This is a genomic window from Photobacterium minamisatsumaniensis (assembly GCF_050336695.1).
Lineage (GTDB): Bacteria > Pseudomonadota > Gammaproteobacteria > Enterobacterales > Vibrionaceae > Photobacterium > Photobacterium minamisatsumaniensis.
In genome coordinates this window covers 1-15,411 of sequence record NZ_JAKJSI010000067.1, presented here as the reverse complement: position 1 = coordinate 15,411, position 15,411 = coordinate 1, and the positions used below count along the sequence as shown (strand labels likewise).

The following is a 15,411-nucleotide window of genomic DNA, read 5'->3' as shown; positions in this document are numbered from 1 at the left end:
TAAATAACATGGATAGAAAAAAAATCGTTCTACTCGCTATCATTGCATCTCTACTTATCATATGGTTTGCCTTTGATTTAGGGCAATACTTTACGTTAGAGTACGCGAAAACCCAGCAGCTAGCCCTACAAGATACAATAAGCACGAGCCCATTGTTTTCGAGCGTGGTGTTTTTTAGCCTCTACGTATTGGTAACGGCATTATCACTTCCAGGGGCAGCCATAATGACGCTCCTTGGCGCCGCTTTATTTGGCTTCTGGTGGAGTTTATTGCTTATTTCATTCGCCAGTACTATCGGGGCGACATTGGCTTTCTTATTCAGCCGCTTTATTCTTCGAGATTGGGTACAGAGCAAGTTTGGTCACCGCTTGGTACCGATTAACGCTGGCATTAAAAAAGATGGGCCACTTTACCTCTTCACACTACGCTTGATCCCTGTCTTCCCTTTCTTCTTAGTTAACTTGCTCATGGGTTTAACCCCTATCAGCACTAAAATGTTTTACCTTGTTAGCCAAGTAGGCATGTTAGCCGGAACAGCTGTCTATATTAATGCAGGTACTCAGCTTGGCCAAATAGACACACTCAGCGGTATTATCTCTGCCCCAGTTGTTATCTCATTGGCTTTACTGGGTATTTTCCCACTAATTGCCAAAGCAGTGATGAGCATCATTCAAAAACGCCGTGTTTACGCCCAATGGGAAAAGCCCTCTTCATTTGATCAAAATATGGTTGTTATCGGTGCAGGGGCTGGCGGTCTGGTTAGCTCTTACATTGCCGCCGCAGTAAAGGCGAAGGTAACGCTCATTGAACGTCATAAAATGGGAGGAGACTGCTTAAATACCGGATGCGTACCATCAAAAGCCATTATTCGTGCAGCGCACACTATGGCTGAAATATCCCGCGCTCATGAATTTGGTATTACCACCAGCGCGACTCAAGTCGACTTCAAACAAGTGATGGGAAGAATCCATAATGTTATCGCCAAAATTGAGCCTCATGATTCTGTAGATCGCTACTCTAAGCTCGGTGTTAATTGTATTAGTGGAGAAGCCACTATCTTGTCACCATGGGAAGTCGAGGTAAACGGTGAGCGAATTACAGCGCGTAATATAGTAATTGCCACAGGTGCTCGCCCATTAGTGCCTGCGATTGAAGGATTAGAATCTGTTAACTACCTAACTTCAGATACTATTTGGCAACTGCAAGAGCAACCTAAACACATGATGGTGCTTGGTGGGGGGCCAATTGGCTGTGAATTGGCACAGAGTTTCCGCCGCCTAGGTAGTCAGGTCACGCTCATTGAAATGGCTGAACAAGTCTTGATCCGTGAAGATTTAGATGCCGCCGAGCAAGTTAAGTTACAAATGGAGAAAGACGGTGTCACGATAATGACTGGCCACCGTGCGTCTCGATTTGAAAACATAACCGACGAATCAGGTATTAGTACACAGCGTGTATACCTCACGACGGCAACTGGCGATGAAGTAACCGTAGAATTTGATGTTGTGATGCTTGCTCTTGGCCGCGTCGCTAATGTACAGGGCTTTGGCTTAGAAGAACTTGGGATTACAACCTCAGAACGAGGCACTGTCGAAGTTAACGATTACCTACAAACCAAATACCCGAATATATTTGCAGTTGGCGATGTATCAGGCCCATTCCAACTAACGCATGCAGCAGCACATCAGGCATGGTATGCCGCAGTGAACGGCTTATTTGGCGATGTAAAGAAATTCAAAGCAGATTACTCTGTCTTGCCTGCTGCCACTTATACCTCGCCTGAAGTGGCACGTGTGGGTATTAATGAAAAAGAAGCCCAACAGCAAGGTCTTCAATTCGAAGTGACAACTTACGGTATTGATGATTTAGATCGCGCCATTACGGATGGTCAAGACCACGGTTTTATAAAAGTCATTACACCAAAAGGTAAAGACAAAATTCTAGGCGTCACTATTGTTGGTCATAATGCGGGTGAAATGTTAGCTGAGTTCACCCTTGCTATGCGCCATGGCTTAGGACTAAACAAAATACTAGGGACAATTCACCCTTACCCAACCATGAGTGAAGCGACAAAATATACTGCAGGTGTTTGGAAGCAAGCCAATGCACCCAAAGGTTTACTGGCGTTGGTTAAAAAATATCATACTTGGATGCGAAACGAGAAACCAAGTACCCAAACTGATACCATGCAAACAAATGCAACTGTAAAACCAACCGAAGAAGCGCCGCTCAAGGAAAAGTAGGGATTATAGGACATATGAAAAAAACTATTCTAGGGTTAGCGTTTGCGCTAACCACTAGCTTCGCATTTGCTGCCAATAACACCACAGACGGTGGTCAATGGCAGCAGACTGTAGCGGATGCAGAAGGACAAACTGTTTACTTTAATGCATGGGGCGGAAGCCAAGAGATTAATAACTACCTACGTTGGGCGAGCCGTCAATTAAAGACACAATATGGCATTAACTTAAAACATGTCAAAGTGGCAGATATTGCCGAAACAACGCAAAGGCTACTTGCTGAAAAAACCGCAGGTAAAGACCAAGCAGGTAGCGTCGATCTCGTATGGTTAAACGGCGAAAACTTCCGTTCGATGAAACACAATAACCTACTGCACGGGCCATTTACCCAACGCTTGCCCAATTGGCAATTCGTTGATACATCGCTACCTATCGATGAAGACTTTACTGAGCCAACAAACGGTATGGAAGCACCGTGGGGGATTGGTCAGCTTGTCTTTATTCATGACAAACAAACGTTGAATAACCCGCCTCAAAACTTTGCTGAGCTTCTAAGCCTTGCAAAAGCATTTCCAGGTAAAGTGAGTTACCCACAACCACCAGAATTTCATGGAAGTAGCTTTCTTAAGGCGGCATTACTCGAGCTAACAAATAACAATTCAGCGCTATATGAACCATTCGATAAGAGTAAATTCGATATGGTTACCGCACCGTTGTGGTCATACTTAGACCAATTACACCCTGTCGCATGGCAACAAGGTCTCCGTTTCCCATCAGGTACAAGTGAAACCATTCAGTTGCTCGATGATCAACAACTGTTGTTAGCCATAACCTTTAACCCGAATGCCGCCAACGCCGCTATCGAAAATGGCAACCTTGTCGAAACCGCCCAGACTTATGCCTTTCAGCAAGGGGCGCTATCAAATATCCATTTCTTGGCAATACCGTGGAATGCTTCGGCAAAAGCTGGCGCACTCGTGACCATCAACTTTTTGATGAGCCCTGAAGCGCAAGCCCGTAAATCGGATTCAACGATTTGGGGCGACCCTTCTATATTAAAGCCAGACGTACTCAATAAGGTTGGAGCTCAAGAGTTTAGCCTATTTAAATCAATTCCTGAGCCTCACCCTAGCTGGATTACAGCCATTGAGCTGGAATGGCAAAAGCGCTACGGCAGTTAAACAATGAAGGGAGCTGTCTTCTGGCAGCTTCCTAACCTAGGTTCAGTATGATTCACGCAATTTTTTTTCTTACTTTCATTCTTTTTATTATTCCACTGATACCCGGTTTATTAGGGTTAGTTTTACCTGCAATATCTTGGCTGCCTCCTTTAGGCTATACCGAACCTAACCTCTCGGCATTCACCACAGTTGCCAACTGGCCCGGCATTGAACAGTCATTCATGCTTAGTCTTTTCACGGGCCTTAGCAGTACCCTACTTGCTTTATCGGCATCATTTTTTATATTACGCCGATACTGGAATACAACATATTGGCGTAAAATTGAACGCTTCCTCAGCCCAATGCTTGCGATGCCTCATGTCGCTTTTGCCATTGGTTTTGCTTTTTTACTTGCGCCATCAGGGTGGATGTATCGCTTATTAGAAAGCACTGGTTTTAATACCGCCAACAGCTTTAACCTCATTCAAGACCGCTATGGATTAGGGCTACTGCTGGGCTTAGCAATAAAAGAAATTCCATTTCTTTTATTGATGAGCATTTCAGTCTTACAGCAAATACACGTAAACAAACTACTCGCGGTTGCAAATGGGCTTGGATACTCTAATCAAGAGGCATGGCTGAAGGTTATCTTGCCTCAGTGGTTGCCAAAAATTAGACTGCCACTATTTGCCGTCGCTGCTTACGGTATTTCTGTGGTTGATGTCGCGCTGATCATCGGCCCCAGCCGCCCCTCTACCCTATCTGTTATCGTGTGGCAGTGGTTTACCGACCCAGATCTCGCACTGTTGCCTAGAGCAGCAGTCGGCGCATGTCTACTCCTCCTTACGACAATGCTTGGGTTAGCACTTTTATCTGTTACAGAATGGCTATGCTTAAGAAAATACCGTCAATGGCAATTCCATGGCGCATCTCGATCACCAATACAAGCCAAGGGGTTAAGCCTTACTCGGTTAATTGTGTGGCTTGTGCTCTTAATACCTCTGATCCTTACCCCGTTGCTCTTTACCTGGTCTATCGCTCAGCGCTGGCGTTTTCCTGATTTATCACCAAGCCGATACAGCCTAAGGTTTTGGGAACAAGAATTACAGGCTATCTTTGAGCTTGCATGTAATAGCATCATGTTGGCACTCATAAGCAGCGTTATCGCACTAATAATGACCATTTGCTGCTTAGAATATCGAGATAAGTTCCAGAAAAGCATCCCAACTTGGTGTATTGCTATTCCATTAATTACACCACAGCTATCACTGCTGTTTGGTATTCAAATCAGTACATACTGGTTCGCAGGACAACACTTTATTGTATGGGTGATATGGAGCCATATCTTCTTTGTTTTCCCATATATGTATCTTGCGCTTGATGGTCCTTGGCGTAGTTATGATAACCGCCTTGATCAATGCGCCAAGAGCTTGGGCCTAACCAGCTGGCAAACATGGTGGCGGGTTAAACGGCCGCTTATTATGCCCGCCATCTATATGGCAATGGCTGTAGGCATGAGTGTTAGCCTTGCCCAATACTTACCGACACAAATGTTGGGTGCTGGACGAATATCAACCGTGACCACTGAAGCGGTCGTACTCGCAAGTGGGCAGGATCGACGAGTCACCGCCATCTACGGATTACTTCAAGGCATCTTACCTTTGGTCTTCTTTACTATCGCATTATCAGCGAGCCATTTTTCTGGCCGCTTTTATCAACCAAAATCGCAACAACGGAGTAACAGCACGGATGACATTATCTGTGGAAAACCTCACTATAAGTAATCGCGAGCACGCTTTATTCTCACCAGTCAGTTTTACTATTAAGCCTGGTGAAGTCGTCGCTCTTATGGGGCCAAGTGGCTGCGGTAAATCAACACTGCTTAGTGTTATAGCTGGCCACCTCTCGAATGTGTTTACATATAGCGGGCATGTTCAGCTGAATAAAACCAATGTATTAACACTGAGTCCAGATAAACGAAAAATAGGCATCGTCTTCCAAGACGATCTACTTTTCCCACATTTAACCATTCGTGAAAATTTGATGTTTGGCATACCTGCAGACCTTCGTCACCCACAACGAGTGGCTCTTGCTGATAAGACGTTAATGACACTCGGCTTGGTTGCTCTCGCAGAGAAGATGCCCACAGAAATATCAGGCGGCCAACGTGCAAGGATCAGCTTAATGAGAATGCTGCTATCTGAACCTCAGGCTGTTTTACTCGATGAACCATTTAGCAAGCTCGATAAAGCCCTAAGACAAGAGTTTCGTGATTTTGTATTTGAACAAATAGCCATTAGACAAATACCCGCCTTGATGGTCACTCATGACGACGATGATATCCCTTACAGGGGGCAAATTATTCAATGGCCTTGGGATGAAACAAATACAGAGGAAAGATCATGCTAGATCGTTACGCCATTAAAGTGATCAAGTGGCCACTAAACACCCTGTCTATACTGCCTGACAAAGTAGGCATCACTGCTAATCAAGTAACACTCTTTGGCTTTTTACTTGGTCTGCTCGCCCTACCAGCCTTGGCTTTTGAACAATATGGCTGGGCACTCGGGTTTATTATTATTAACCGTATTTTTGATGGGCTCGATGGTGCAATCGCACGCCGTCAAGGGATCACGGACTGTGGCGGTTTCCTCGATATTACACTCGATTTCCTTTTTTACTCTCTCATTCCGTTCGGGTTTGTTTTAGCTAACCCTGAAGCCAATGCGGTTGCTGGCGCCTTTCTTATCTTTTCATTCATTGGTACAGGGTCTAGTTTTCTTAGCTTTGCCATCATGGCGGGCAAGCGAAATATCAGCAGCCCGGTCTATAAACAGAAATCGTTGTATTACATCGGTGGGTTAACAGAGGGAACTGAGACCATTACCTGCTTTATCCTTTTCTGCCTGTTTCCTCAGCATTTCGCACTCATTGCTTGGATTTTTGGTGCACTATGCTGGGTAACAACAACAACCCGTATTTGGGCTGGATACAACACACTTAAAGCCGATCACACGGTATAAAAACATATAACCTAATCACGGCAAACGAATAAGTTTGCCGTGATTGCTTCATTGCTGATGCTTAATCGCAATTATCACCTTTTACGACAATTTACCACCATTGCGGCACTAACAAGTATCAAGCTAAGCACTGATACACCGAACCAACCGAAGTGATCAAATACTTTTACGCCGACCAATGATCCCAATGCACCTCCTAAATAATAACCAAGCATATAGATCCCATTAATCCGGCTTTGGGCTGATGGATCGATCGAAAATACAGCGACTTGGTTAGAGACTTGGGCACTGAAAACGCCGAAATCAATCAGAATAATGCCAATAATCAGTCCCACTAAGCTGTCACCGTAAAGTCCTGAAACTAAAAAGCCGATAGCAATTAAGCTCAACGCTATAGTGATCATCATACGTGAACCGACTTTTGACACCCACATGCCAGAGAATTTGGCACCGCTGACACCAGCCAACGCAACGATGCCAAACAGCCCCGCTTGCTGCGCATCAAAATTGAACGGGTCACCACTTACATGCAAAGCAAGTGTTGCCCACAACACATTGAATGCAGCAAACCATAAAGCGCCAGTAAGTGCCGACTTACGTAATAATCCATACTGCCTGATCAACCCGAACATGCTCAAAAGTAGTTTGGAATAAGGTATGCGATTTGTGGGCTGGTTAGTGGGTAAAAAACGCATCAGTAGCGCAGTAAAAAGAGCGGCGATACAAGCCGACATCATAAAGACCGCGCGCCAGCCAAAATGTTCGCCAATGTAACCGCTGGCCGTCCTTGATAATAAGATACCAATTGTTAGGCCACTCATTAACGTACCAATAACCCGTCCCTTCTGTTCTGGTGTACTTAATGATGCTGCAAAAGGGATCAACTGTTGGGTAATATTGGCGCTTAGCCCAATGGCAAAACAAGCACCAATTAATACCAAAAAGTTATTGGCTGAAAATGCACAAATTAATGCCGTGATTAAACAAAGTGAGAGGATACCAATAAGACGTTTACGCGCGATGCTATCGCCAAGTGGTGATATAAACAACAGTGCAGCTGCGTAGCCAAATTGGCTTGCAGCCGGTATCGCACCTAATGCGTCCCCCCCAATACCCAGCTCTTTACCAATAAGCGGTAATATGGGTTGGTTGTAATACAAATTTGCAACTGTGGCGGAAACAGCCGTAGCCATCAAAAACAGTAAACTATTGGTTATTTGGGGCTTTTCACTGAAGCTTACAGTGGCAATACTGGTCATATCGTGTCTCTATTGTCATCTTTGGCTAGCTAACGTCTAACCGGGAATTGCCATAGGTTACTGAACTCCTTGCTATATAAAAAATGATATAATTTGATTACAGCTATAGCAAAATCGTATAGCTAGCGCACTATAGGGAGCATCGGCGAAACGAACCAGTACGGTACCGCTCAACCAAGAGAGATATAGGTAGGAAATGGAATTAAAAACGCTAAAGAGCTTTATTACTGTCGCAACATTAAAAAACTTTTCTGCTGCCGCTCGGGAATTGAATACGGTTCAACCTGCCATTAGCCGACATATCACAGCGTTAGAAGAGGAGTTAGGCGTGAAATTATTCGTGAGGAACTCACGAGAAGTACATGTCACCGCCGCAGGGCAACAGCTACTGGTTGATGCTACAACATTACTAAATCAAGCCCATTTTACTAAACAGCAGGCTCAACGTACCGCAAGGGGCGAAATCGGTACATTACGTATCGCTTACCTCGGCTCTGCATGTTTGACGTTCATTGCAGATCTTGTGCGTAGTTATAAAACCGAACATCCATATGTTGAAGTTAGCTTACTCGAAATGACGGCTTCAGAACAAATAAAAGCATTTCAAGACAAACAAATAGATGTAGGCTTTTCTCGTCCCCTACCTTCTCCGATGAAAGAGCAATTTAACAGCATGCATGTTTACACTGACACTTGGGTCGTCTTAGTGCCTAGTGGCCATGCTTTAGCCAGTAGTGCATCTGTTAACCTAACTGAGCTAGAGCATGAACCCATTGTATTATTTAACCGGAGTGAAGCCGTTGGGCTATTTGATGAAATTATCACACTTTGTCGCCAATCTGGGTTTTCACCCCAAATAGTGAACCAACCAACGCGTATGCAAACTGTTATTACGACTGTCGCAGCAGGGTTGGGGATCGCGATTGTGCCTAAATGCGTGACACAGCTACACAGTGTTGGCTGCCAAGTAATTCCAATAACCAACCTATCGCCCACAATTCAAACCTTACTCCATACGAATAAGCAGGAAGTCACACCGACTGCCCTGCACTTTAAAGACAAAGTGCAGGATCAACTTCCCTTCATCCAAAAGCTAATGGGTTAGTATTCATTACGTCGCTCATTTTGATAAAACCATTAAAAAACAGCTATCACCAGAGAAAAAGTGATAGCTGCTTAAGTTGCAATATTAAAGGCAACCTTTAGATAATAGGAATTCATAGCGAAGAAAACCCACTACGATATACAAGCCGAGCTATGAATTTAACCCTTTGCCTTTTCGGAACAAACCGCACCATAGCCTTTTATATATCCGAACTCCCAGCTTAAAGATATTCGGTCATTATAAAATCGATTGATATTATAATTATCTGAATCCCTTCTTTCGTCAGTCATTGCAGACCAAAACTCATTCACATTTTGATCAAGATACACATCTAACCGTCCGTACTCATCAAATAGCATTTGGTACTCTTCATCAGTTGCAAAATCACCGTATAACTTACAAATATTATGCAACTGTCCGCGCGAGGGCGAACTAACATTCAATTGATCATTAGCATAGTAAAAGCGTGTTCCGTCTTCAGATGTATGAAACGGTTCAGCATAGGAAGACGGTACAGATACAGCAGCAATCCGGCTCTCATCCTCTGCTTTTAAGATCAACAGTGCATTGTTCTTCATCGTATTGCTTGTTCGAGACACAACAATAGGCTTATCGCTAGTAGAGGAAAGCGTGTATTGGTTACCTTGTTCTGGCGCTTTATTATTTACATCATGGTAATTAGTAATGCCTTCATCTTGCAAAAGCAACGTAGACATTTTCAGGTTATTGGCCTGCTTAGCATACAATTTAATGGATACGCCTTGCTCATCTTCGCTTGTCGCCACAGCTAGGAAGCTACCATATTTCTCTGGTTGAAGCTCAAGCCTTTGGGTATGTTTTGCCGTCTGAAAAACACCTGGCTTAGACTCATAAACAACATCTTCATACGGTACATCTGAAAAACGCTCCTTATAGTAATCACTCATTACGGAAGCATATTTGTCTGACCAACCATAAGCCATACCAGAGGAATGGCTATAACCCATGTTATGGAAAAGCTCATGCGAAAATACATTGCTTAACCAAGTGCCGTTATCTCTTAAGGCATTTTCTTTAATTAATAGATCTCTACCATTTGCCATACCACCAGCACTTGATAGCTCTAGTAATATCATTGAAGTGGTAATCTCCTTTGTTGCTACTCTTTTCAAACGTTCAGAAAATAAGTTTAACCCTTCATTATATGAATCCCAATTCGGGCACGAGTTACTCGTATTGCACTGACTGAGGAAATATTGATATTTCCGCTCAAGAACATCAGATTGATTATATAAATGCTTCATAAAGCTCATTTGCGCTTCATAATTCAACCTTAACTGTTCAGGGGTACGATTACCGCAATTCTTTTGGCATGTCCGTTCACCTTCATCATAGTGAGTACCCCAATATGACAAATCAAAATCTACTAGTGGGCTTGGATCAATAAATTCTATGCTTCGAATCTGATTTGGGTTTACTTTAATTCCAGAAAGTGAAAATTCAGTTTTTGTATGCGCTTCAATTTTCTCGCCTAAATATGAAACTAAAACACTTCCATCAATGTTTTCTATTTTAAAAGCGAGCTCTTCAAACACGCGAGGCTGTTTGTTTACGATGGTTAACATGTCACCATTTAAGCTGACAGCCATCTTATCTATAGTTTGCCCTTCAACTTCCTTTTTTTCATCATTGCTTGTGTTCTCTTGATTAGGATCAAACCGCTCAATAACCGTATCTTTACGGCTTACAGACTCCCAAAACAGTTCAAATTGATTCACCTCAACGGTCGAGGTATGCAAATAAGATTTAAGCATCTCACTGCTTTCACCCAGCAGCCAATCCCCTTCCTGCTCAACTAAATTGTGGGTCAGGGTCATATTATCAAGATGGGGGATGTAACCATCGAGTGATCTTAACTCAATGATATTACTCCCCTCATTTAGTATTACCTCAATGGGAGCGGTGTCTGTCCATTGGCCATAATTCTCGGTATTAGGAAATGAAACTTGGTGTTCAACCCCATTAACCAAAAGTATACTGCTTCGATCATTTTTCGTTGCGTATCTAAATTGTATATTATGGTCTAAATCGCTTTGTGACCTCACTTCCCATCTAACAACATCATCATTCCTTGTTGCAGGTTTTAAATATCCGTCGCCTGAATAACCATCCCATCGAGTTTCCATCGTTAGCCCCTGAATAAAGATAGCTTCATCTGGTTGTATAACTGTTTTGACACTCTGGACTGAGGTTTGCTGGCTGAGTGAGTTTCTCGCCCCTTTTACATTCTTTACTGGTTCTGAATATAAAAATGGAGATAGTGAAGAATCTAAATCGTCATCATTACCAGAAAAGTAACCCGGTAAAGAATAAGCATTGGCCATGTTAGATGTAAGAGCACTGAATACTAACAATGCTGATAGCTTCATTTTCATAATACGTCCTTGTTTATTTATTGGTTTATTAGTTTATTAGTTTATTAGAATAGTTTTAGTTAGAAGCAGACCATTAAAATGGCTCTGCCTCTAAATTAGTTGTATCGACTAATCAATATCCTCTAGCCATTGCCACTCTGTAGTACCATCTAACGGTAAACTCCGGTAATATGGTTGAACTTCAAGATCATTCTCTGGTATATAAAATTTCAGTTCCATTGATGGCTTTTGGTAGGTTGCAACCTGCATGTCAGCCTTTTCTGAAACTGGAATACCCCAAGCACTAAATAGCTCCCTCCAGTCATAACCAGTTAGGTAAGATAGACTAACTAACATAAAGTCATTACCGTTTAAACGAGGCCTCTCTTCATATAGGCTTAAACCAAGCCTATCTTTATTTTGAGACCAAGAATCTATATTTCTTACTTCGCGAGCATGTAGGTAATTCAAGGTATAAATATCAAAACCGTTCTCTAAATATCCGATATATTCAGAGGCGTAAGCCATCTGCATATATAAAGCGAGCTGATCTTTATCACTTTGAGTCCAAAGTTTATCCTTCACGTACTCGGTCGGATTATCGGCATTTTGCCCTTCCTGCATCCAGCCATAGATTTTAGGCCAACGATCTCTAACTCGAACATAGTCCTGATAATCAGGGTGGCTTCTATACACATACATTGGCACAAGGTTATTGGTTACTTCCCCTCCTTGACCATTAATATTCATCTCTGAGATTTGAATATTATGACCAATTTCGTGTAAAACTAACCAGCTTGTAGCACTAAATTTATATGCTGAATCATATGGATTACCTGCGCAACCTACACCACAGTGAGAACTAAAATCATGATTAGCTCTTTGTGTGTGCGCTCGTTTATGCCAGTCTTGATTATCACAATCTAACCCCTTCGATTCACATATAGAAAGTACTTGTGCATTGAGTGAAATATCATTGCCTACAAAGCCACCAAATTCACTGACTTTATCCACTGTATAAGTATCAATTTCACTCAGTAATTGGTTATGATCTGAACTATAACGTTCATGTAAAGTCTCATACATATATTCAGTTTGAGAAAATAGCTGGAAACGCTGTAGATCTAAGTAAGACCAGCTGTACGGGGAAGTCTCTACCGCTTCAGCTAACCCATCAATTGTTTCTTCGGTAAATAATGGGTGTTGACCACCATTCGTAATTTTTACACTAATATCATCATTTAGGCTGCCTTCAATGAATATAGGGCCACCATAAGGTGATGTTAAAGTCAGCGGTTGCCCTGGGTATATTTTAACCAACGGTGATTTAAGGTATTTTGGTCTCTGGTATTTACCCCATTCCTTGGTTGAGCCTATACGTTGGGTATTAATAAAGACATCCATCGCAGTAGCAGCATTACTGCTTAACGTTAATTCAAATGGTTGCCCGGGATGGGCATAAGCACCGGTTGGGTGCCAACTCACACCTTCCCGAGCTTTAATGCGTATGTCTTGCTCTGACAGTAAATACTTGTCATCAATTTGTTCTGAGAAGTTACCTAAGTCAGCCTGCCCGTAAGCAAAGTCTCGATTGTAATAAGCTGTATTGTCCGCAAACCAAGCATGAAGCCAAGGTGTTTCATCTTCATTTTTATGATCTAATGGGTAGTTGATTTCTTTTCGGTACATATCACCGAGCAAGACATATAGCTTGGATAAATGAAATAACTCATTATCAGAAAAAATAGGTTCTGCTAGTTTATCATTGGTATTTAGCTGCTTGCGTACAGTTGATAATGGTGTACTAAATGCAGCCTTAAATTCAGATGTATTACCGTCACTTAAATGAAATGGGAACTCATCCGTCGCTAAATTTTCATTCAAATTATAATGATTAATAATTTCTTTACTGAATGCCGTCTTATCAAAACTAGTTTCCAATTGCTCTACAGTATATGATGTAGAAACATCACTACTTGGTGAGCCATACCTAAAGCCAAGCATCGAAAGCAATTGCTGTTGCTTAATTACCCCTTGTTCAGAAAATTGATTTGCAAAATAAACAGGTAAGTCTGGATATACTCTTAACATATCCAATGCAAAATCGACTTCTTCTTCAGTAAGCCCCCGACCTTTAATATGAAGTATATCAGGACGAACACTCATGTCCTGAGGAATATAATTCAATTCGACCGTAGTTTCTGGAGTACCTACATTGAGATCTTCACTCCCAGAGTTTCCTACCTTCATGACACTGACAACTTCATTTTCTAGATACTCATCACTTCTCCCACTAAGCCATTTAATAAAACGGTAATAGCTTTCTTCTGTTAAAAATCGAGTATTCGGAATTACACTGGCTATCGCTTTTCTATCTTTATTAATACTCGCAGTCCAAATACTTGAATGATTATCACCAATTATAATTGGGAACCCTGGTTGTGATGAGTTCCATATATCCGCTTCGATTCGATCGATATAATCTTTAGGGGTGATACTGTGCAAGACATCACCAGCAAAAATATAGTTTGCTGTTTCTATAGCCAAACCTGAATTATAAGCCTCTTTCAAATCTTTACTTATCTGTTGATGGAGTTCGCCAATATCATCAATATGAGACACATCACCACTATTATATGCCGCTTCTATTGCAGCCGAGACAAATCGTCCTTCGCCAGCTACCCCATCATCTAGTGTCAGCTCTGCAAAATCTAAGTACGGACCCAGTGATTGCTCTGTCTCCAGTTTAATAGCATTAACCCCTGACTTTAACTCCAGTTCAATCGGGTCGCTCACAACATAGTTTCGCCACTTTTCTGTACTCGGGAAATCCACTGTAACCGGTTCTTGGCCATTAATACTCAGCTGCATTGTTCTATCGTTTGCATTGGTATGGCGGAACGATAGTAAGTATTTGCCCTCTTCTTCTATATCAACAGTCCAAGTTGCACTATCGCCAGATCGAGTTGGAAACTCTAAGAATCCCTCGCCAGTATGACCTGTACCTGATGGTTTACTCTCTGCTGTTTGTAGTACAGTGCTCCCAGCCAATACTGCATCTTCTGCCGTAAGGTGAAGACCATCAATAGGAAAGCTTGGATCGATTGGCTCTTCAATATCTTCCGGAACCCATTCGATATGCAAGTGATCGATATTTGGTATTTCATAACCATATTGAATAATGCTGAAGCTATATTCTCCCTGCTCTAAATCAAGAAAGACATCTGGGCTGTATTGCCAATCAGACTCAGTCAGCGTCTGGTTAAGTGGATAATAAATGTTTTCCTTTATTTCTTTATTACTCAACCGCTTAACCCGAATCATAACAGTTCTATCGTCAGGTGAAGAGTAACGTAACTTCAAACGATAGCGCCCATCTTTAGGCACCTCCCAATCAAACACCATGTGAGAAGCCTTTGGATCCCAAACGCCAAATCGGTAGCCATCACCTGTATAGCCTGCAATATCCGTTGCACTTACTGTCATTGACTTGAAGTCAGCGTGAGTTGCATCAAGCACTTCAGACAAGTCTTCTGCGCTTGCATAAGAAAAGTAGGATGCTAGGCCAGCTAATAACATAGCCCTAGTCAGTTTATTTATTTTCATTTAGGTATCCCTAGCCATATAACAATCAACTCAGCATAAAACTAAGTTATATTGATATGAGTTAACTTATATTATTTTTGCGGATAACAGTAATTCATAATTTACAAAGTAAATATGTAATACGACAAGCCACTTTTAAAGGATCTTAGTAAAAAAAAACCACAATCGTCAATGCAATTAATTGCATTAGATTATTTTTAGAATTAACATCAAACTTCAGATAAATACTCACGATAAAAAACAAGTCAAAAAAAGAATAATAACTATGGCTATAATTAAAGCTACTCACTATTAAGGTTGGTGAAATTGTGTAATGAATGATATTTTTCAGTTTGACTTTTTAATATAACATTAGCTAAATACTAGCACCGTAAAACAAGGCAATACCCCGCTATCACAAATAAAATAAAACACTTTAAAATCAACGATTAAACACAAGGAGCAAAATTATATCACACGTTCCCACCACTCATATAACCAGGTCTTTAACAAAGCGTTCATTACCTCTTTAAGTGGCTGTTGTTCTTAAATTTATCATAGGTTTAGGCTGAATATTTTCACCCTCCTCGTGCAGTTTTTATTCATATTTAATACATAGATAAATCGAGCGGTATAAATATATAAC

At 41.8% G+C, this 15,411-nt stretch carries 9 protein-coding genes; 6 read left to right on the top strand and 3 right to left on the bottom strand.

The genetic code is table 11. The features are described 5' to 3' along the window. Nucleotides 1–8 precede the first annotated feature (8 nt). Genes L4D78_RS26705 through L4D78_RS26685 form a run of 5 tightly spaced genes read left to right on the top strand, consistent with a single transcriptional unit; the run spans nt 9 to nt 6,423 of the window. A complete protein-coding gene (locus L4D78_RS26705; protein ID WP_428469738.1) occupies nt 9–2,243 on the top strand; it encodes a dihydrolipoyl dehydrogenase family protein in 2,235 nt (744 codons plus the stop codon). A gap of 14 nt (nt 2,244–2,257) precedes the next feature. Then, on the top strand, nt 2,258–3,421 hold the full coding sequence (locus L4D78_RS26700; protein WP_428469737.1) for an ABC transporter substrate-binding protein: 1,164 nt from the start codon (nt 2,258–2,260) through the stop codon (nt 3,419–3,421). Between the two features lie 47 nt (nt 3,422–3,468). Further along, nucleotides 3,469–5,184 (top strand): ABC transporter permease, encoded by a 1,716-nt coding sequence (locus L4D78_RS26695; protein WP_428469736.1) that lies wholly within the window; start codon nt 3,469–3,471, stop codon nt 5,182–5,184. After that, nucleotides 5,150–5,809 (top strand): ATP-binding cassette domain-containing protein, encoded by a 660-nt coding sequence (locus tag L4D78_RS26690; protein ID WP_428469735.1) that lies wholly within the window; start codon nt 5,150–5,152, stop codon nt 5,807–5,809. The genes L4D78_RS26695 and L4D78_RS26690 overlap by 35 nt, the downstream gene beginning before the upstream one ends. After that, nucleotides 5,803–6,423 carry a CDP-alcohol phosphatidyltransferase family protein gene (locus L4D78_RS26685; protein WP_428469734.1) on the top strand — a complete coding sequence of 207 codons (621 nt, stop codon included), beginning with the start codon at nt 5,803–5,805 and terminating at the stop codon, nt 6,421–6,423. The genes L4D78_RS26690 and L4D78_RS26685 overlap by 7 nt, the downstream gene beginning before the upstream one ends. Before the next feature lie 74 nt (nt 6,424–6,497). On the opposite strand, the gene L4D78_RS26680 is transcribed toward L4D78_RS26685, so the two are convergent. Next, nucleotides 6,498–7,682, bottom strand: coding sequence for an MFS transporter (locus tag L4D78_RS26680; protein WP_428469733.1), 1,185 nt, complete (start codon nt 7,680–7,682; stop codon nt 6,498–6,500). A 196-nt stretch (nt 7,683–7,878) separates the two neighbouring features. On the opposite strand from L4D78_RS26680, the gene L4D78_RS26675 reads away from it, so the two are divergent. After that, a complete protein-coding gene (locus L4D78_RS26675) occupies nt 7,879–8,787 on the top strand; it encodes a LysR family transcriptional regulator (RefSeq protein WP_428469732.1) in 909 nt (302 codons plus the stop codon). 158 nt (nt 8,788–8,945) lie between these two features. Here L4D78_RS26675 and L4D78_RS26670 read toward each other — a convergent pair whose 3' ends face one another. Together L4D78_RS26670 and L4D78_RS26665 are read right to left on the bottom strand one after the other, a co-directional pair. Then, nucleotides 8,946–11,201, bottom strand: coding sequence for a carbohydrate-binding protein (locus L4D78_RS26670; protein WP_428469731.1), 2,256 nt, complete (start codon nt 11,199–11,201; stop codon nt 8,946–8,948). A gap of 108 nt (nt 11,202–11,309) precedes the next feature. Beyond that, nucleotides 11,310–14,786: an ImpA family metalloprotease gene (locus L4D78_RS26665; RefSeq protein WP_428469730.1), complete on the bottom strand. Its 3,477-nt coding sequence runs from the start codon at nt 14,784–14,786 to the stop codon at nt 11,310–11,312. Between the last annotated feature and the right edge of the window lie 625 nt (nt 14,787–15,411).

Bases quoted from the DNA above. Each gene is read 5' to 3' on its own strand.
- L4D78_RS26705 (WP_428469738.1), top strand. From the start codon at position 9: ATGGATAGAAAAAAAATCGTTCTACTCGCTATCATTGCATCTCTACTT.
- L4D78_RS26700 (WP_428469737.1), top strand. From the start codon at position 2,258: ATGAAAAAAACTATTCTAGGGTTAGCGTTTGCGCTAACCACTAGCTTC.
- L4D78_RS26695 (WP_428469736.1), top strand. From the start codon at position 3,469: ATGATTCACGCAATTTTTTTTCTTACTTTCATTCTTTTTATTATTCCA.
- L4D78_RS26690 (WP_428469735.1), top strand. From the start codon at position 5,150: ATGACATTATCTGTGGAAAACCTCACTATAAGTAATCGCGAGCACGCT.
- L4D78_RS26685 (WP_428469734.1), top strand. From the start codon at position 5,803: ATGCTAGATCGTTACGCCATTAAAGTGATCAAGTGGCCACTAAACACC.
- L4D78_RS26680 (WP_428469733.1), bottom strand. From the start codon at position 7,682: ATGACCAGTATTGCCACTGTAAGCTTCAGTGAAAAGCCCCAAATAACC.
- L4D78_RS26675 (WP_428469732.1), top strand. From the start codon at position 7,879: ATGGAATTAAAAACGCTAAAGAGCTTTATTACTGTCGCAACATTAAAA.
- L4D78_RS26670 (WP_428469731.1), bottom strand. From the start codon at position 11,201: ATGAAAATGAAGCTATCAGCATTGTTAGTATTCAGTGCTCTTACATCT.
- L4D78_RS26665 (WP_428469730.1), bottom strand. From the start codon at position 14,786: ATGAAAATAAATAAACTGACTAGGGCTATGTTATTAGCTGGCCTAGCA.